The sequence below is a fragment of the Neptuniibacter sp. QD48_11 genome, from assembly GCF_047778095.1.
In the GTDB taxonomy this organism is placed as follows: Bacteria; Pseudomonadota; Gammaproteobacteria; order Pseudomonadales; family Balneatricaceae; genus Neptuniibacter.
The window spans coordinates 890,141-909,141 of record NZ_CP180551.1 but is presented as its reverse complement, the minus strand read 5'-3'; the positions used below and the strand labels follow the sequence as shown (position 1 = coordinate 909,141).

Annotated in this window: 14 protein-coding genes; 11 read left to right on the top strand and 3 right to left on the bottom strand. The window is 42.8% G+C overall.

Annotated elements, in window-relative coordinates; all coding sequences use genetic code 11:
- Window positions 1-21 precede the first annotated feature (21 nt).
- The 8 genes from pdhA to ACMXYU_RS03980 all read left to right on the top strand — a co-directional run bounded on the left by pdhA (window position 22) and on the right by ACMXYU_RS03980 (window position 10,448).
- Entirely contained in the window at window positions 22-1,104 is a 1,083-nt protein-coding gene (gene pdhA, locus ACMXYU_RS04015; protein WP_415900314.1) for a pyruvate dehydrogenase (acetyl-transferring) E1 component subunit alpha, read from the top strand.
- Window positions 1,101-2,084 (top strand): alpha-ketoacid dehydrogenase subunit beta, encoded by a 984-nt coding sequence (locus ACMXYU_RS04010; protein WP_415883729.1) that lies wholly within the window; start codon window positions 1,101-1,103, stop codon window positions 2,082-2,084. Before pdhA ends, ACMXYU_RS04010 begins: the two co-directional genes overlap by 4 nt.
- Window positions 2,081-3,205, top strand: coding sequence for a dihydrolipoamide acetyltransferase family protein (locus ACMXYU_RS04005; protein ID WP_415900313.1), 1,125 nt, complete (start codon window positions 2,081-2,083; stop codon window positions 3,203-3,205). The genes ACMXYU_RS04010 and ACMXYU_RS04005 overlap by 4 nt, the downstream gene beginning before the upstream one ends.
- A 170-nt stretch (window positions 3,206-3,375) precedes the next feature.
- Window positions 3,376-5,298, top strand: a complete 1,923-nt coding sequence (locus tag ACMXYU_RS04000) for a PrkA family serine protein kinase (RefSeq protein ID WP_415900312.1) — start codon at window positions 3,376-3,378, stop codon at window positions 5,296-5,298.
- 102 nt (window positions 5,299-5,400) lie between these two features.
- A complete protein-coding gene (locus ACMXYU_RS03995; protein WP_415897666.1) occupies window positions 5,401-6,690 on the top strand; it encodes a YeaH/YhbH family protein in 1,290 nt (429 codons plus the stop codon).
- Window positions 6,687-8,213 carry a SpoVR family protein gene (locus ACMXYU_RS03990; protein ID WP_415900311.1) on the top strand — a complete coding sequence of 509 codons (1,527 nt, stop codon included), beginning with the start codon at window positions 6,687-6,689 and terminating at the stop codon, window positions 8,211-8,213. Before ACMXYU_RS03995 ends, ACMXYU_RS03990 begins: the two co-directional genes overlap by 4 nt.
- Window positions 8,214-8,314: 101 nt before the next feature.
- On the top strand, window positions 8,315-8,683 hold the full coding sequence (locus ACMXYU_RS03985; RefSeq protein ID WP_415900309.1) for a histidine triad nucleotide-binding protein: 369 nt from the start codon (window positions 8,315-8,317) through the stop codon (window positions 8,681-8,683).
- A gap of 145 nt (window positions 8,684-8,828) precedes the next feature.
- Window positions 8,829-10,448, top strand: a complete 1,620-nt coding sequence (locus ACMXYU_RS03980; protein WP_415900307.1) for an AAA family ATPase — start codon at window positions 8,829-8,831, stop codon at window positions 10,446-10,448.
- 9 nt (window positions 10,449-10,457) lie between these two features.
- On the opposite strand, the gene ACMXYU_RS03975 is transcribed toward ACMXYU_RS03980, so the two are convergent.
- The gene (locus ACMXYU_RS03975; RefSeq protein WP_415900306.1) at window positions 10,458-10,883 is read right to left on the bottom strand and encodes a PilZ domain-containing protein; all 426 of its coding nucleotides are present in this window, start codon (window positions 10,881-10,883) and stop codon (window positions 10,458-10,460) included.
- A 94-nt stretch (window positions 10,884-10,977) separates the two neighbouring features.
- Window positions 10,978-12,012, bottom strand: coding sequence for a DUF2333 family protein (locus ACMXYU_RS03970; protein ID WP_415900305.1), 1,035 nt, complete (start codon window positions 12,010-12,012; stop codon window positions 10,978-10,980).
- A 343-nt stretch (window positions 12,013-12,355) separates the two neighbouring features.
- Here ACMXYU_RS03970 and ACMXYU_RS03965 point away from each other — a divergent pair, with 343 nt between their 5' ends.
- Window positions 12,356-15,013: an EAL domain-containing protein gene (locus ACMXYU_RS03965; RefSeq protein WP_415900304.1), complete on the top strand. Its 2,658-nt coding sequence runs from the start codon at window positions 12,356-12,358 to the stop codon at window positions 15,011-15,013.
- A gap of 52 nt (window positions 15,014-15,065) precedes the next feature.
- On the opposite strand, the gene ACMXYU_RS03960 is transcribed toward ACMXYU_RS03965, so the two are convergent.
- A complete protein-coding gene (locus ACMXYU_RS03960; protein WP_415900303.1) occupies window positions 15,066-16,544 on the bottom strand; it encodes a response regulator in 1,479 nt (492 codons plus the stop codon).
- A 303-nt stretch (window positions 16,545-16,847) separates the two neighbouring features.
- Here ACMXYU_RS03960 and ACMXYU_RS03955 point away from each other — a divergent pair, with 303 nt between their 5' ends.
- Together ACMXYU_RS03955 and ACMXYU_RS03950 are read left to right on the top strand one after the other, a co-directional pair.
- Window positions 16,848-17,783: a bifunctional enoyl-CoA hydratase/phosphate acetyltransferase gene (locus ACMXYU_RS03955; protein WP_415900302.1), complete on the top strand. Its 936-nt coding sequence runs from the start codon at window positions 16,848-16,850 to the stop codon at window positions 17,781-17,783.
- A gap of 5 nt (window positions 17,784-17,788) precedes the next feature.
- On the top strand, window positions 17,789-18,970 hold the full coding sequence (locus ACMXYU_RS03950; protein ID WP_415900301.1) for an acetate/propionate family kinase: 1,182 nt from the start codon (window positions 17,789-17,791) through the stop codon (window positions 18,968-18,970).
- Window positions 18,971-19,001: the final 31 nt, after the last annotated feature.

Below are 19,001 nucleotides of genomic sequence, written 5' to 3'. Positions count from 1 at the left end.
AAGCGGTTAGGAGGATGAGTTATGAGTCACGCACCACTGCAATATTTAGATAGTGAGGGGAACCCCACACAGCGCTTGCCACAATGGTGCCAATCACCTGATTGGTTCCTACGCTGCTATCACAACATGGTATTAGCTAGACAGTTTGACGCTAAAGCCATCGCGCTACAACGTACAGGACAATTGGGCACTTACGCATCCCTACTAGGTTCAGAAGGTATCGATGTTCCAACAGCACTCTGCATGAGCGAAGAAGATGTTCTCGTGCCCTACTATCGAAACCATGCCTGCCAGATGATTAGAGGGCTCGCCCTTGAAGATATTCTTCTATATTGGGGTGGGGATGAACGCGGCAATGCATCACCCCAGATGAAGAAGGACTTCCCCAACTCAGTTCCGATCGCCACTCAATCATTACATGCCTGCGGTGTTGCTACAGCGCTAAAAATTCGCAATCAAAAACAGGCTGCTGTGACCTTAATTGGCGATGGCGGCACCTCTAAAGGGGATTTTATGGAATCCCTAAACATCGCTGGGGTATGGCAACTGCCTGTAGTCTTTATAATCAACAACAACCAGTGGGCTATCTCGGTACCGCGTAAAATTCAATCCGCTGCAGCTCAGTTAGCTGACAAAGCACAAGCCGCTGGAATTCCCGGTATGCAAGTGGATGGTAACGATGTGATTGCGATGCGTGAGGCAGTAACTCAAGCTTTACAGCGTGCTTATGACGGCAAAGGAGCCACCCTGATTGAAGCCATAAGCTACCGCTTAAGTGATCACACTACAGCGGATGATGCGACCCGTTATAGAGATAACGAAGAGCTGAAACAAGCTTGGGAGAAAGAACCAGTAAAACGCTTGCGTAACTTCATGGTTACTCAAGGCTTTTGGGACGAATCGAAAGAACAAGCTCTTCAACAAGAGATCACGCAACTCGTCCAACAAGCAGCAGAAAAGTATTTAGCAATTGATCCTCAAGCTCCCGAGTCCATGTTCGATTACATGTATGCCGAGCTACCCGAGCATCTCATCGAACAGAGGGACTGGGCGACAATCAAGGCGATGCCAAATGCTAGCCATGCTGAGGAGGATGCATCATGAAACATTCAGTATGTCTTCTTGAAGCGGTCAATCTAGCTTTGGCCTCAGAGATGCGAAGGGACGAGGAGATCGTTCTATTGGGAGAAGATATTGGCGTTAATGGCGGTGTTTTTCGCGCTACCGCGAATCTAAGAGATGAGTTTGGCCTTAAGCGCGTAATGGACACGCCATTAGCAGAGTCTATGATCGCAGGGCTGAGTATAGGTATGGCCAGCCAAGGTTTGAAACCAGTGGCTGAGATCCAGTTTATGGGCTTTATCTTCCCCGCATTAGAGCAGATCATCTGTCATGCCGCACGCATGCGAAATAGAACCCGCGGCCGTCTCACCTGCCCTATGGTGATTAGAGCTCCTTTTGGTGGAGGCATTCATGCCCCTGAACATCACTCGGAAAGTACTGAAGCCCTTTTGGCTCACATTCCTGGCCTTAAGGTCGTCATTCCCTCCTCTCCAGCACGTGCGTACGGGCTTCTTTTAGCAGCCATTCGAGATCCAGACCCTGTGCTCTTTTTAGAACCCAAGCGGATCTATCGCAGCCAGCAACAAGAGATTTTAGATAACGGCGAAGCATTGCCTTTAGGCAGCTGTTTTACGCTACGTGAGGGCTCAGATATTACGTTAATTAGCTGGGGTGCAATGATCACAGAAACATTAGCAGCAGCAGAGCATTTCCAAAATAAAGGTGTGCACTGTGAAGTGATCGATGTAGCCAGTATCAGCCCTTTAGATATGACTACAATTCTAGCCTCCGTGAAAAAGACGGGGCGCGTTGTGATTGTACATGAGGCCCCTAGAAATGCGGGTATAGGTGCAGAAATAGCTGCAACCATCGCAGAGAGAGCACTCTTAGATCTACAAGCGCCTATTGCTCGGGTAACGGGTTATGACACTGTTATGCCCTATTTCCGTCTTGAAAATCACTACCTACCTAACACTCAAGACATCATCGACAGTATCAATGAGACATTGGAGTTCGCATGAAATATTTCAAACTACCAGATCTCGGCGAAGGACTTCCTGAAGCAGAAATTGTGGAATGGAATATCAAAGAAGGTGATTCTGTAGAAACAGACCAAGTACTCCTGTCTGTAGAAACAGCCAAAGCGATTATTCAAGTACCCTCTCCGCAAGCAGGTGTGATAGCGCATCTATTTGGGCAGCCAGGTGATGTTATCCACACTGGAGAGCCCCTATTGGAATTTGAAGGTGAAGAAGACAGTGACAGTGGTACTGTTGTCGGTGAAATTCCACAAGCAAACACAGACTCCACTACTCAAGATTCCTTCTTTATTGGTGCCGCTCCAAGCAGCCAAATCAGTGCAACAACACAGAAAGCGACACCAGCAGTAAGAGCCTTAGCCAAACGCTTAAATATCGATTTAAACCAAGTAAAAGGTAGCGGACAACAAGGCAACATCACGCCAAAAGACGTTGAACAAGCCGCTCGACTGGATCAAACCCATGGCAAAGCTGAGCCTTTACGTGGGGTTCGTAAGCATATGGCGCAGGTCATGAGCAAAGCGCATAGTGAAGTCGTGCCTGTCACTATTCATGAAGATGCAGATATTAATAGCTGGCCTAAAGGCACAGATATCACACAACGGTTAATCCATGCCATAGCAGAAGCCTGCACAACAGAACCAGCAATTAATTCGTGGTTTGATGGCAATACCCTCAGTCGGCGAATACATTCCAAAATTGATCTTGGTATCGCGGTTGATACAGAACAGGGATTATTTGTTCCAGTATTACGTGACATTAGTAACCGCTCACCTTCCCATCTACGAGAAGGATTAAATCTTCTCCGTACAGATGTCAAAAACAGAACGATCCCTGCTTCTGAACTACAAGGAGCCACAATCACGTTGAGTAATTTCGGCACTATTGCCGGACGTTACGCAAATCCACTTGTGGTTCCCCCACAAGTGGCAATTATTGGTGCAGGCGTTATTCGCAAACAAGTTGTAGCCGTAGGTGAGGAAATAAAAATTCATCGTATTCTTCCTATTTCACTTACCTTTGATCACCGCGCACTCACTGGCGGCGAAGCGGCTCGATTTCTAGCTACGTTTATCCAAAACCTTGAACTACAAGAAATATAAGTCCTTATAAATCATAAGATTATTAAACGATGAAACCTTAAGGAAAGTTTTAGAGTCAAATGTTCAGAGTTCAAAAATGTGAACTACACTAACTACAGGTAAGCAAGCAAAACAGCCTGACATAATTATTCAAAAATCCAAATAAGCTTGGCTGAATAAAGGTGATTTGTATGAGTATCTTTGACCACTATAAAGCCCGCTATGATTCTGTTCAGCAGGAAGAATACAGTTTGGACGAATATCTCCAACTGTGTAAACAGGACCCTATGATCTACGCTGATGCGGCTGAACGTATGCTGCAAGCGATCGGTGAACCTGAAATGGTTGATACCGCTGCTGATCCAAGACTAAGTCGTATTTTTTCGAACAAACTGATCCGCCGTTACCCTGCATTTAGCGAGTTTTATGGTATGGAAGATGCGATCGAAAATATTGTCTCCTACTTTAAACATGCGGCTCAAGGTCTAGAAGAACGTAAACAGATCCTTTACTTACTTGGTCCAGTGGGTGGCGGTAAATCGTCCTTGGCCGAACGCCTTAAGCATTTAATGGAGCACATTCCATTCTATGCCATTAAAGATTCACCTGTTTTTGAGTCACCTTTAGGTCTATTCAAACCGGAAGAAGATGGTGTCATTCTTCAAGAAGAATACGGTATTCCTTCACGCTACTTAAAAGGCATCATGTCACCTTGGGCGGCCAAGCGTTTACACGAATATGGTGGGGATATTTCTAAATTCCGTGTAGTAAAACTCTACCCTTCTATTTTGGATCAGATTGCCATTGCCAAAACCGAACCAGGTGATGAAAACAACCAAGATATTTCTAGCCTTGTGGGTAAAGTTGATATTCGTAAATTGGAAGACTTCCCACAACATGATCCAGATGCTTATAGTTTCTCTGGCGCGCTCTGTCGTGCCAATCAGGGCATGATGGAATTTGTGGAGATGTTTAAAGCACCTATCAAAGTTCTCCATCCTCTATTAACAGCGACCCAAGAGGGTAACTACAACAGTACCGAAGGCATGGGGGCCATTCCTTACGATGGTATTCTCCTAGCCCACTCGAATGAATCAGAGTGGACAACCTTCAAAAACAATAAAACCAATGAGGCCTTTATCGATCGTATCTACATCGTAAAAGTGCCTTATTGCTGCCGTGTCACTGAAGAGATCCATATCTACGAAAAACTTCTAGAAAACAGTTCGTTAAACAACGCACCCTGTGCACCAGATACGCTCAACATGCTTGCTCAATTCTCAGTTTTATCAAGAATGAAAGAACCTGAAAATTCTAGCTTGTATTCAAAAATGCGTGTTTATGACGGCGAAAATCTAAAAGACACGGATCCTAAAGCGAAATCCATGCAGGAATATAAGGACTCTGCAGGTGTTGATGAAGCAATGGATGGCCTTTCAACCCGTTTCGCTTTCAAAATCTTATCCAAAGTCTTTAACTTTGACCCTTCAGAAGTTGCAGCTAACCCAGTCCATCTGCTTTATGTTCTGGAAAAAGAGATTGAACAGCAACAATTCCCTGCTGAAATTCAAGATCGCTATTTGGGCTACTTAAAAGAGTTTATCGCGCCAAAATATATCGAGTTTTTGGGTAAAGAGATTCAGACCGCTTACTTAGAGTCTTACTCAGAGTACGGACAAAATATATTTGATCGCTATGTCACATACGCTGATTTCTGGATACAGGATCAGGAATATCGCGACCCAGAAACAGGTGACATATTAGATCGTCAGGCGATTAACGAGGAACTCGAAAAAATCGAAAAACCTGCCGGTATCAGTAATCCAAAAGATTTCCGACACGAAATTGTTAATTTTGTACTGCGTGCCCGTGCCAATAACAACGGTAAAAACCCATCTTGGATGGGTTACGAGAAAATGCGTACCGTTATTGAGAAGAAAATGTTCTCCAATACGGAAGACTTGTTACCTGTTATTTCCTTTAATGCGAAAGCCTCTACAGATGAACAAACCAAGCATGGTGAGTTTGTTAAACGGATGATAAAACGAGGCTATACCGAGAAGCAGGTGCGATTACTGTCCGAATGGTATATCCGCGTTAGAAAGTCACAGTAGTTAATCGGCAATAACAGTTGGTGAAGGCATTCATTCGGGCAAAGGCCTGCCCGAATGAGATGAAGAGCCTAAGTGCAGGCCATCTACGGGGATAGAAGTATTATGAGTTACATCATAGATCGCCGCCTGAACTCCAAGAACAAGAGCACGGTTAACCGTCAGCGCTTTCTTCGTCGCTATAAAAAACATATTAAAGATGCAGTAGAAGATGCGGTGAACAACCGCTCCATCAAAGAGATCGAACAAGGTGGCAGCGTTACCATTCCTCGCAGGGACATCTCCGAACCCATTTTTCATCATGGTGAAGGCGGCGTTCGTAATAAAGTTTTCCCTGGCAACAAAGAGTTTGTTGTAGGGGATCAGTTCCAACGCCCGCAAGGTGGCGGCGGTGGCGGCGGCAGCGGTGAAGGCCAAGCCAGCAATCAAGGTGAAGGGGAAGATGATTTCACCTTCCAGATCGATCAGGAAGAGTTTCTAGACTTTATGTTTGATGGTTTGGAACTCCCCTATCTAGTCAAAAAACAGCTAAAAAGCGCAACCCAATTTGAAACCCGCCGAGCTGGATTTACCAATGCTGGTAGCCCCGACAAGATTCATATTGTGCGTTCGTTAAAAGCAGCCCACGCACGTCGCATTGCCTTAACCGGCAAAGACAGACGCAAAATCCGCGAACTCAAAGCGGAAATTTTGAGCTTAGAGCAACGTTTACCCGATGATGATGCAGAGAAACAGATTTCAGCATTAAATTCCGAAATTGAAGAGATTAAACAGCGTTTAAAGCGTGTACCTTTCCTTGATGACTTTGACATTAAATACAACAATTTAATCAAAGTTCCCGTGCCTTCAAGCAAGGCCGTGATGTTCTGCGTTATGGACGTATCAGGCTCTATGACTCAAAGCATTAAAGACATGGCGAAACGCTTTTTTATCTTGCTGTACCTCTTCCTGAAACGGAATTATAAACAGATCGAAGTTGTCTTTGTTCGCCACCATACCCACGCCAAAGAAGTCGATGAACAAGAGTTCTTCTACTCCCGCGAAACCGGCGGCACGATCGTATCCAGCGCTTTAGACCTGACTTCAGATATTCTAGAAGAACGTTATTCCCCAGCAGACTGGAACATCTATGTAGCTCAGGCATCCGATGGCGATAACTGGGATGGAGATTCCAGTAAATGCTACCAGCTCCTTGATGAAAAGATCCTCAAGCAAGTTCAGTATTTCGCCTATGTAGAGATCACTACAGGACCCCACCAAAACTTATGGCATGAATACGAACGCCTACAAGCAAAGTGGGAAGAATGCTTTGCCATGCAACAGATAAAAACCCCAGCAGATATTTTCCCAGTATTTCGTAGTCTATTTGAGAAAAAGGTTGAGGGGGCAGCATGAAAAAACGCAGTCCAATATCCACCGGAGCTGAGTGGAGCTTTGAACTTATTGCCGAATATGACCGAGAAATCGCTCGCATTGCCAAAGACTTCGGCTTAGACACATACCCCAATCAGATCGAGGTCATTACCTCCGAACAGATGATGGATGCCTACGCCTCCATCGGCATGCCTTTAAACTATAACCATTGGTCCTTTGGTAAACAGTTTGTTGATACCCAACAAAACTATAAGCGCGGCAGAATGGGCCTTGCTTATGAGATTGTAATCAATTCCGACCCCTGTATCGCTTATCTAATGGAAGAAAACACCATGACAATGCAGGCCCTTGTTATTGCTCATGCCTGTTATGGTCACAACTCTTTCTTTAAAGGTAATTACCTGTTTAAAACTTGGACCGATGCCTCAGCGATTATTGATTACCTTCTCTTTGCTAAAAGCTATATCAGCCGATGCGAAGAAAGATACGGTGTAGATACAGTTGAGGAGCTACTGGATTCGTGCCATGCACTCATGAGCTATGGCGTAAATCGATATGTTCGCCCACAACCGCTGACAGCAGATGAAGAAAAAGAGCGCCAGCAAGCGCGGGAAGAATATATCCAGCGTCACTTAAACGACTTGTGGAACACGATTCCAAAAAAAGAGGAAGGAGCAACACCAGTTATTCAGCACTTCCCTAAAGAACCTGAAGAAAACATACTCTATTTTATAGAGAAAAACGCCCCACTTCTTGAACCATGGCAACGAGAGATTGTTCGTATCGTTCGAAAAGTGGCGCAATATTTCTATCCACAGAAACAGACCCAAGTAATGAACGAAGGCTGGGCTTGCTTCTGGCACTACACGCTTCTGCATCAAATGCATGAAGAAGGCTTAGTAACCGATGGATTTATGATGGAGTTTCTTCACTCACATACCAGTGTTGTCTACCAACCGCCATTCGATAGTCCTTACTTCAACGGCATTAATCCCTACACATTGGGATACAACATGATGCAGGACATCAAACGTATCTGTGAAGAACCAACCGACGAAGACCGCGAATGGTTCCCTGATATCGCAGGTTCCGATTGGAAAAAGACATTAGACTACGCCATGCGTAACTATAAGGATGAGAGCTTTATTCTCCAGTACCTCTCGCCAAAACTCATCCGTGAGCTAAAACTTTTCACCATTATGGATAACTCTGAAAAAGCCAATTTGGAAGTCACATCAATCCATGATGAAGCAGGCTACCGACAAGTCCGCGAAGATCTTTCTTCTCAATATAACTTAGGAAATAGAGAACCAAATATTCAGGTTTACAACGTAGATGTCCGTGGTGATCGCAGCTTAACCTTGAGACACTTTATGCATAATAAACAACCACTCGGTCAATCCACCGAAGAGGTACTAAGACATATTCATCGTTTATGGGGATTTGATGTCCATCTTGAATCAGTGCTTCCAGATAACACTGTGACCAAAAGCTATCACTGCCCTGAAATTCTTGCGGAAGGGAAAACAGAATCGCTACTCTAAACCAAGCGATAACTTTAGTTACTAACGGTTTATTCAGTATTTAATCCATTGGTAACACTGGATATACTGCATTCAAGTATCTAATACAGTGAGGAAAACCGATGGATTGCCTGTTTTGTAAAATCATAAATAAAGAGATTCCGGCCGAAATCATTTACGAAGATGAGCATGTAATTGCGTTCAATGATATTAGCCCTCAGGCACCGACACACGCACTCATTATTCCGCGCAAACATATCGCAACCCTTAATGATATTAGCGCAGAAGATACAGAAGTGGTTGGCCATGTGGTCAAAACAGCCAGCACTATCGCCAAACAGTTAGGCATTGATGAATCCGGTTATCGTACAGTATTCAACTGCAACTCAGATGGCGGACAAACGGTTTACCATATACATCTTCACCTTTTAGGTGGAAAACCTATGGGCTGGCCTCCATACCAAGAGAAGATGAAAGAAGCGCTTAGCTAGCTTTAATTATTTTCCTTACAGCTAAAAGAGAAAATAATCTTTTCTTTTAGCTGTGCAAACTACTTTTTAATCTTAAAATTTATACCCTAGAGAAATAGGGTTAAGGCTTTTCCTAGAGTTTAGAAACCGAGATACATTCAAAGTTATGCCAAAGGAACAACTGTTAGTTACTGAAAGCTATATTAGATCTAGCGAAAATATACCTTCTTATACTGAGCCATATAGACATGCATCTTATAAGAGAGCTTTGAGTGAACTAAAGGCAGCCTTACTGAGCGAAAACTCAATAATTCTTAAAGGAGTCGCAGGCACCGGTAAAAGCACACTTATAAATGAGCTTATTAATGAATTTCAAAAAACAGGGATTCCTGTCGCTATAATTAATAAGCCGTTAACAGAAGTATCTCAGCTTTATTCAAAATTATCAGACGCACTTAAATCTACAGCACAGACAGAAGATCTACCCCGCACGCTCCAATCAATCAAAGAAAAAGACCTATTCTGCCTACTCATAATTGATCAGCAAGCTATCAATTCTGACGATTCCGTAATCAACTCCTTACAGCAGTTATGCGAAATCGATGAAACTACTAAAGGAGCAATAAAACTAGTAGTAGTTCGCCAAGACTATATTGTTATTAACTCTGAAGGGCTTAAGCAGGCTGATTTTATTAACTGGATTAATACTGAAATAGTCCTAGATCTTTTTCAACTAGATGATATTGAAGGATATATTCATTACTTATCCTCCAAAGAGGGACTACCTAGCACGCCTTATGAAATTGGTACTGATTTATTGATAATCGAGCACACAGAGGGAAGAATAAACCGCCTAAATAAAATTTTATTACCTCTGATTCATAACAAAATAATAACGCCAGAAGATATCAATAGTTCGAAAAAAAATTCCTCTCGCTTATCAGCTGAAAAAATCGGCATGTATTCTCTTAGCCTGGTAATTTTTATAATTTTAGGCTTTGGGGTTAACTATTTCCTATATTCAAGTACAGAAAAAATTGAATCAAAAACTACGGAAGATACCCCTATTTTTGCAGAGCCTAAACCACTTCAGGAGAACCAAATTTTCAAAGTGCAGCCACCAAGTATCACTGTCACAGAGAAAGAACCGGCCTATGCTGATTTTAAACTTAGCGGATATAAAGCCGATACTGTCAAAAACCATCCCCCTGAATCAGAACAAAACGCGCTTACTCAAGAAGTATCAATTACAGGACAACCTGTAAATAAAACATCATTTAACAGTGCTGAAAAGATAAACATGTTTTCACTCAAGGAAAAAACTACTTTTCCAAGCGAGCGAAATGAAATAGAGGGAGGTTTTCAAACGATTAATAAAATTGAAAAACTTTCTAAAGTTGAAGTTTCTGCACCACAAGACGAAGTTATTTCACCTCTCACTCTAGCCACTGTAAAAATTGACCACTGGATAGCTGCCTGGCAAGCAAAAGATCTGAAAAATTATTTTAGAAGCTATAAACCTAACTTTACTGGTATATACGAAACGAATGAGCGCTGGGCTAAGAAACGACGCGATGCGATTAATCGCCCTAAGTGGATCAAGTTGATCAGAGAAAAACTACATAATATCAAGCTTTCGGAAAATAGAATTAAAGTAGACTTCTGGCTTCAGTACGAGGCAGCTAGCGGCTATAAAGACAAAACGCTAAAACAACTAACGTTAGTTAAATTTAATGGTGAGTGGTTAATAGACAAGGAACACAATATTAAGGTCGAAACCCATTAAAATGCTTACTCAGTGTACATTTTGTGGAAACTCATGGGCGTGCGCTGCAATCCACTCAATCGCAGCTTCTTCAGAATCTAGCTCTCGCCCCTCTTCTTCTAAGATTTTTTGACGATACTCTTCAATGTAGCAAACCTGTTCTACCATTCGAACAGCATAAGCTGTAGCCAGATCAGAAAAGCCAATCCCGACTAAAAAACCATTACCGTTACTTTTGCACCAAACAACATGACCGATAGTTTTAAAAGGTGGTGTCTCTAATGAGATCTCAACTTCTACAGCCTCACCTGGGGTCATTAGCTTTTCTGTTTCACAGGACAATCCACCTGCACTGACATCTTGCGTGGTAACTTCAGTTACGCTTTGGTTATTAGCTTGCTGATTACATAGCTTTATTGGAATCGCTGCAGGATGACGAATAAAACGACGAGGCATAACGTTTCTCCTCTACTACTGTTTAGTGTAGACCCAGAAACAAATAAGGGGCACTAAGCCCCTTAAAAATAAACAAAAAATACTTAATCAACCCTTAACCTTTCGCTAGCAACTCTCGCAGATCGATAATTGCTGCATTAGCTCGGGAAATATAGTTCGCCATCACCAAGGAGTGGTTAGCAAACAGACCGAAACCTCCACCATTAAGAATCATTGGACTCCAAACTGTTTCCTGAGTCGCTTCCAACTCACGAATAATTTGACGAAGACTCACACGCGCATTCTTTTTGTCCAATACAGGACCAAAATCTTGCTCAACCGCTTTTAAAATATGTAACAGTGCCCAAGCTGAACCACGCGCTTCATAAAATACATCATCTATTTCTAGCCAAGGTGTTTTAACCTCTTTATCAGAAGCAGTCTGCGTTGATTGCTCAGCAGCCGGATCGCCCGCTAAGTCTGTATTCACACGTTTCTGACCAACACTTGCACTTAAACGCTGAGATAGACTACCTAAACGCGTTTGCACATCACCTAACCAGTTATTTAGATTATCAGCACGCGCATAGAACTGAGCTTCAGATTCAGTAACCTTGGTCAGTTCCATTTGATATTTGTGTAGCGCTTCAAGGCCCTCTTTATACTGAGATTCCGAAGAAGGCAGCAACCAACTATTCGCATCAAAGTGGAATTGAGGCTCAGCAATTGTTAATTCTGGGTGCTCTACTGACTGAGACTGTGAACGGCTAAAGTCTTTACGTAAAGCACGTGCAAGGTCACGTGACTGGACCAACACACCATATTCCCAATTGCTGATATTATCTAACCAAATACCCGGAGGCGCCACATCGTTAGTGATATAGCCTCCTGGCTTATGCAATAGGGTATCCATCAATCGGTGAAGCGTATAAACCGTTGGATAACCAGTTGTCACTTTAACGCCCTGCTCCTCAGCATCCGTTTTAGCTTCTGCTACCGGATCAAATGCTGCAGGAGGGCAGCTCCAATAAATACCTAAAGGGACAGAGATAACGATGACTAGCATGATTGCGCTAAAAACAGCCCGGCTAATTTTGCCTCCTGGCATGTTGTCCCAAAAATCCAAAAACCAATCTATCAATAATCCCATGAGGTTCCTCAACTCTAACAATCCGTTTGGACGAAATAACTTGTCCAACTATTATCTATTGCCACAGCTTAACTGATCCTAAAGCCATTCGGAACGTTGCTATGGTCGAAGCAATAATTTCTTTTATACAAAATCTATATTACAACAAGGTGCTGCCCTAGATTCACGTAGACCAAATTTGAAAAATTACTCAAATAAAAGATACTTTAGTAATTCAAGTCAGTATTTGGTGTTTCTTCTTATGATGTTTAATCAAACATCATAAGAAGATGATATATATTTGCTATAGTGACAGGGACCTGCTGATTCATTCCTCCAGCAGCGTCACAAGGAGGGTGTAATTATGGTAGGACACGAAGGCATCAAACCCCTAAGGCTTTTATTCACACTACTTTCAGTGATCCTTTTATCTGCACTGACTGTTTTCGGTATTGCCCTTTGGAATGATGTTAAATCCAACCAATTCGATAAGCTATACAAACAAAATCAGACGCTAATCAGTCAAAGTCGGTCTTTCTTTGATCATCAAACACGTCTTATTGTCAAAACAGTCAAAGCACGCTTTATCGACAAAAATCTACAAGAACGCTCGGTTTTAAATGTATTTGAGTATCTTCTTTCAGCAACCGGTGAAGCAGCCACATTTGCCCTAATCGATACGAAAGGTAACGTGCTACTTAGTAAAGGAAGTATCAATCTACCGGAGTTATCAAGTCCAAATACTGTATTAGAAAACCTAAAGGTAAGCCGAACCGCTCAGATAGGTTATCTTCATAGAGCAGGCCTTCTGGGAGAATCTTTACTTCCCTTCTATGTCCCTATCTTGAATAACGACAAAAACATCATTGCCGTCGTGGTCGCTTTTTATCGTGTTCAAGGCAAAACCTCTCTCATGCAAAAATTTATTAGCCCAGATAACAATACAATCTGGTTGCTAGGTGAACACGGACAAGTACGTATGTCTTACCCTGTTCCTAAAGGGTTTGTTTCAGATTTATTTGGTTGGCGTTTAGCTCAAGAAACGGCCTCCGAAATCCAATATAACCTGCAATCTGGTCTAGTGAAGCAAGGACTAGAACTTAAAGTTAAAGGAGAGAAAGTCCTAGCAAACGTAGGTTATTTACCCGAATACAAACTCATCACGCTTAACTCTTATCCGGTCACGAATTTATTCAACTCTTGGTTAGAACGCATACGCCCTATAGGTACTGTATTTGTTTTATTCCTTCTTGCTGCATTGCTTGCCTACAGAGTTTCCATACAAATTAGCAAACGGATGTCCGACGCAAAGCAAAAAGCAGAACGTAAAGTTCAAAAATTATCTAAAGCGATTGAACAAAGCCCTAACAGCGTTGTGATCACTGATAACCTATGGTCGATAGAATACGCTAATAGCCACTTTGATCTAACTACAGCAAAGCCTAATGCCCATACTAAAGCCCGTGGACATAACATTATCGATTTTCCACCTTACAATGTTTTAACTAAAGACCTTACAAAGATCAGCGATGAAATTGCACTTAGAGGCAATTGGTTTGGTGAACGTAAAACAGATTTTGACGGTAAGTGGTACTCTTTCTCTATAAGCCACATAACAAACCCTGAAGAAGAACTCACCCATTATGTAGTTGTTGTACAAGACATAAGTAGCCGTAAAAAGGCGGAGGCTAAACTTTACAAACAGGCAAATTTTGATCCCTTAACAGGCTTGCCTAATCGCCGCAGAACTAATGAAAATCTTACAAGAGAACTACAAAACGCGTGGAAAAATAAACAGCAAGTTGCTGTACTCTATTTAGATATAGATAATTTTAAAGCGGTAAATGATACATTTGGTCACATGATCGGTGATCAATTACTACAACTTGTAGCTGGCAGGTTGGTTAAATGTTGCAAAGGGAAAGCACAGATATGCCACATTAGTGGTGATGAATTTTTAGTACACACAACGTATACAAAAACTCAAGAAGTAGAAACGCTAGCAGAGAATATTTTACATGATGTAGAGCAACCTGTATTGATTGAGGGTAAACAGATCTATATTTCTGTCAGTATAGGTATCTCACGCTACCCTGAGGACAACAATGAAGTAGTAGGATTAATCAAGTTTGCTGATATCGCTCTATTCGAATCCAAGAAGGATGGCCGCAACCGTTACAGCTTCTTTGACCATGAACTCGATAGACGCTTAAAGCGCCGTCACACTATCGAAACGGAGCTTCGCCAAGCGCTAGAGCGTGGTGAAATTCATATGGCCTACCAAAGCAAGAACAATATAGGTTCAGGACGTATTATGGGCTTTGAAGCCTTAATGCGCTGGAATAGTTCTGTATTAGGTCCAGTCGGTCCATTTGAGTTTATTGAAATAGCAGAAGAAATTGGTGTCATTAATGAGCTTGGTGAGTTTGCACTACGTCAAGCCTGTATAGATCTGATTGAACTACAGAAATTTAGTGACGCACCTTTGATCATGGCCGTGAATCTTTCAATCAGACAGCTGAATGATGATAGTGTCATTGATATGGTTGCTGGAGTGATCAAAGAAACTGGCATTGACCCTAGCAGACTTGAACTCGAAATCACCGAAAGCCTATTGGCAGAAAATATCGACAAACTACTGCCTCGTTTAGAAAAGCTGCTAGAACTTGGCACATCACTCACTATTGACGACTTTGGTACCGGTTATAGCTCTCTCAGCTATCTAACCACTTTCCCTGTCTCTACCTTGAAAGTAGACCGAGCGTTTGTAAAAGATATGGTTCATAACCAAGGCGATGCAACATTGACCCATACAATTATTACGATGGCGCATGCATTGAAAATGAAAGTAGTTGCAGAAGGTATAGAAGAAGAAGACCAACTAGCCATGCTAAGGGAGTTTGGCTGCGATATCGGCCAAGGTTATCTGTTTAGTCGACCTCTAGTATATAAAGAGATGGAAACCTTAGTAGAAACAGAAAACCTACCAAATACTCATGCTTTCAATTGCACCCTTACCTAAGTAAAGAAAAGTAGGTATGAAATAATAGAAAACGGAGTTTCCACAGAACAACTTAACCCAACTGAGCTTGCTCTTCTGGATACTGAAGTCGGATGTAATCCAAATGCCCTGATTCAAGCAACCCAACAAAAACCTCTACAAGGCGTTTATCAAGGTGACTACCGGCAATTCGTTGAAGCTCTTCAATCGCTTCTTGTTGAGTCCAAGCATCCTTATAGCTGCGTTTAGACACCAAGGCATCAAATACATCTACCACCGCAACGATCCTCGCTGCGAGTGGAATTTCATCACCCTTCAAACCTTTAGGGTAACCACTACCATCCACTTTTTCATGGTGAGCAACTGCTATATCCCTTGCCATGTTAAAAAAGGCATTCTTACCTAAGATCTTAGCCCCAATAGAAGAATGCAAACGCATAACTTCCCACTCTTGATTATCCAATGGACCAGGTTTATTAAGAATCGCATCAGGCGTAGTAATTTTTCCCACGTCATGCATCATGCTAGAAAAGCCAAGACGATTGACGACCTCTTCAGATAATCCAATCGCTTTACCCAACTCTTCTGAATACTCCTTAACTCGATTGATGTGATTACCTGTATCGTTATCTTTGTAATCACAAACCATCGCCAGTTTTTGGACTGTCTCTAAATTAGCTTCATACAGTTCCTGTGTACGCGCTCTAACACGCTCTTCCAAGTAACTATTAGCCTCATCCAACTCTCGATTGAGTCGCTGTTGCTCCTTATACAGGTGACGGGTACGAAGATGAGATCCAACACGCGCGCACAGCTCTTCATGGCTAAATGGTTTGGTTATGTAATCGCTTGCACCTGCCGTCAACAAATCGCATAGAAGCTCTTCTTGGTCGAACTGAGTTACGACAATCACAGGCACTTGATCGTATTGAGTGCAGGAGCGGATCAGATGGTTTAGCTCGATCCCATCCATCTCTGGCATCTCGACATCGGTCATCACTAGATCGATATCATCATGCTGTTGCAGCGTCTCCCACGCCTCCTTACCATTTTGGCAAAGTACCGGCGCACAACCTAATTGTTCAAGCATCTGACCATAGAGCGCTAATAAAGCCACGCTATCCTCAGCCACTAATACTTTGAATCGTTGTCCAGCGATGTGTTGGCTGAACTGCATTGTCTCTTTGCGCTCAATCACATTTTTCACTCTTTCAAGCAAAAAGTGTTGAGTGCAGTTTTTCATAATAAAATCGGTTACGCCTGCCTGAAAACAGTTACGTTTCAGATCCATAGAGCGTATAGAAGATACAACGATGATAGGAACTAAAAGAAATTCGGGACGGGACTTAATCTTTCCGGAGAATGCAACACACTCAGTATCCGGCAGTTCGGCTCCCAGAATAATGAGATCAGGAATATCAAAGCTAAGCGCTTTGTAACAGCTTTCACCCGTTTGATGCAGTTTCACGCGATAGCCTGCATCTTCGAGCACTGCTTTATAAAACGTTCGAATTGTTGAGCTGCCATCAACCACAAAAATGGTTTGTTGCATCCTTATATCTCCCAGAGGTTCCGTCCTGCCAGACCAAATAGTCTGGAACTACAATATATTTTCTAATTACTTATACCACCATGTTTTATAAGACCACACTAAACCTTAGGTTATTTTTAGCTTTTTTGTGACTCAACAACATGAAATTTTTAACTAATCACCCTTACGATAGCCAAGCTTTTCGTGGAAAGCTGACATGAATCACTAGCAAAAATGTTGCAGTGCGTCATAATCAGGTCATATACAATTATTACCTTCAGTTCTATCAATTAATGGGTAATACAATTTATTTTCGAGGTTTTGATGGTTATTCAAGAAAAACCACCGCTGCACGACCAGCTAGAATTTTTTATTGAACAAGCTGAAAAGGCTCGCCCTATCCGTACTGCTGTTGCCCATCCCGTTGATGGCAACAGTCTGATTGGCGCAGTGGAAGCAGCCGAGCATGACCTAATTATCCCTACATTAGTGGGACCTGAAGCAAAGATTAAAGCCGTTGCTGAAGAACAAAATCTGGATATCAGTCATTTTGAGCTCATCAATACCGAACATAGCCACGCCGCTGCAGAGCTAGCTTGTGAATTGATCAAGCGCGGTGAAGCCGAAGTATTAATGAAAGGACATTTAGGCACCTCAGAACTACTACGTGCCGTGGTCCACAAAACTAAAGGGATCAGAACTGAGCGTCGCTTGAGTCACGTCTTCGTGTTTGATGTACCAAACTATCATAAGCCACTGATCATCACCGATGCTGCGATCAACATCACACCGGATCTGTACTGCAAAAAAGATATCACTCAAAACGCGATCGATTTCTGCCGTGCACTAGGCGTTCAGACTCCGAAAGTAGCTATTTTATCCGCGGTAGAAAAAGTTAAGCCGAATATTCAAAGTACTATTGATGCAGCGGCACTTTGCAAAATGGCAGATCGCTCTCAAATTACGGGTGGCTTAATTGATGGCCCGCTAGCGTTTGATAATGCGATCTCGCAACAAGCCGCTATCGATAAGCACATAGTTTCCGAGGTATCTGGTGATGCCGATATTCTGTTAGCCCCTGATTTAGAATCTGCAAATATGATCGCTAAGCAGCTAATCTATTTAGCCAATGCTAAATCAGCAGGTATCGCATTGGGTGCAAAAGTGCCTATTATCCTAACAAGCCGTGCTGATAAAACGCTTGCTCGTCTAGCATCCTGTGCGTTGGCGTCTCATATGGTTCATCACAAAGAAAAGTAGGTCGTATGGAAACGATTTTAACGGTTAATGGCGGCTCCTCTAGCTTAAAATGCGCATTGTTTAAGTACACTGGCGCTAAGCTAGAGCTGCTATATAACTTTAAGCTGGGCAATATCCTTAATGATACCGCTCGCTTTAAAGTGAAAGATGCATCCGGTGAAGTTCTACTTAAGAGCACGCCAAGCTTTAGCGACGTGCCTAAAGAGCAACGCCACCAAGCCTGCTTAAAAACAATACTCGATTGGCTAAATGCTGAAGTCAGTGACAATACTCTATGCGCCTTCGGCCATCGCGTTGTTCATGGGGGTAGTCACTTTAGCGCGCCTATCCTGATTAATGATCAGGTATTAGATAAGCTGGCGAGCTTTATTCCACTAGCGCCACTGCATCAGCCTTATAACCTAAGACTGATCGAGGCCTGCAGAAACATAGCTCCAGACCTACCTCAAGTAGCCTGTTTTGACACAATGTTTCATGCCGAGCAATCCTCGTTGGAGCAACACTATGCCCTGCCTCGCAAATACACTGAGGAAGGTGTTCATCGCTACGGTTTCCACGGGCTTTCATACGAATACATTCAGCGCCAACTTGTTGAGCAGAAAAGCGGCCATCTAAAAACCGTCGTCTGTCACTTAGGCGCTGGCGCAAGTATGTGTGCTATCGGCGAGGGTAAATCTGTTGCCTCATCTATGGGCTTTACTGCAGTAGATGGCCTGCCGATGGGTAGCCGCTGTGGCAATATCGACCCAGGTGTTTTGCTTTACCTCCAGCGTCATCACAACCTTTCAGCAGATGATCTTGAAGCGTTGATCTACAAGCAAAGTGGCTGGCTAGGCGTGTCAGGTATCAGCTCTGATATGTTGGAGCTTGAACAAAGCGACCAACCCGAAGCTGAAGAAGCGATCGATATGTTCTGCTACCGAGCAGCACTAGAAATTGGTCGCTTATCTGCTGCACTCGAAGGTTTAGAGCAGATAGTCTTCACCGGTGGTGTCGGCGAAAACAGTGCCAATGTCAGAGAACGCATCCTTAAACGCTGTGAATGGCTGGGCGTTAAATTTAACCCTCATGCTAATTCAACCAACGACAGCATTATCAATGGTGCCGATTCTAAAGTGACTGTGCGCGTCATCCCGACCAATGAGGAAGCGATGATCGCCATGCACACTAAAGATTTAATGGCTTAATCGTCATTACGCTCAAACATTAAAAAAGGGT

Coding starts and splice junctions, on each gene's coding strand:
- ACMXYU_RS03950 (WP_415900301.1), top strand. CDS start 17,789: ATGGAAACGATTTTAACGGTTAATGGCGGCTCCTCTAGCTTAAAATGC.
- ACMXYU_RS03960 (WP_415900303.1), bottom strand. CDS start 16,544: ATGCAACAAACCATTTTTGTGGTTGATGGCAGCTCAACAATTCGAACG.
- ACMXYU_RS04010 (WP_415883729.1), top strand. CDS start 1,101: ATGAAACATTCAGTATGTCTTCTTGAAGCGGTCAATCTAGCTTTGGCC.
- ACMXYU_RS03980 (WP_415900307.1), top strand. CDS start 8,829: ATGCCAAAGGAACAACTGTTAGTTACTGAAAGCTATATTAGATCTAGC.
- ACMXYU_RS03955 (WP_415900302.1), top strand. CDS start 16,848: ATGGTTATTCAAGAAAAACCACCGCTGCACGACCAGCTAGAATTTTTT.
- ACMXYU_RS03985 (WP_415900309.1), top strand. CDS start 8,315: ATGGATTGCCTGTTTTGTAAAATCATAAATAAAGAGATTCCGGCCGAA.
- ACMXYU_RS04005 (WP_415900313.1), top strand. CDS start 2,081: ATGAAATATTTCAAACTACCAGATCTCGGCGAAGGACTTCCTGAAGCA.
- ACMXYU_RS03995 (WP_415897666.1), top strand. CDS start 5,401: ATGAGTTACATCATAGATCGCCGCCTGAACTCCAAGAACAAGAGCACG.
- ACMXYU_RS03975 (WP_415900306.1), bottom strand. CDS start 10,883: ATGCCTCGTCGTTTTATTCGTCATCCTGCAGCGATTCCAATAAAGCTA.
- ACMXYU_RS03970 (WP_415900305.1), bottom strand. CDS start 12,012: ATGGGATTATTGATAGATTGGTTTTTGGATTTTTGGGACAACATGCCA.
- ACMXYU_RS03965 (WP_415900304.1), top strand. CDS start 12,356: ATGGTAGGACACGAAGGCATCAAACCCCTAAGGCTTTTATTCACACTA.
- ACMXYU_RS04000 (WP_415900312.1), top strand. CDS start 3,376: ATGAGTATCTTTGACCACTATAAAGCCCGCTATGATTCTGTTCAGCAG.
- ACMXYU_RS03990 (WP_415900311.1), top strand. CDS start 6,687: ATGAAAAAACGCAGTCCAATATCCACCGGAGCTGAGTGGAGCTTTGAA.
- pdhA (WP_415900314.1), top strand. CDS start 22: ATGAGTCACGCACCACTGCAATATTTAGATAGTGAGGGGAACCCCACA.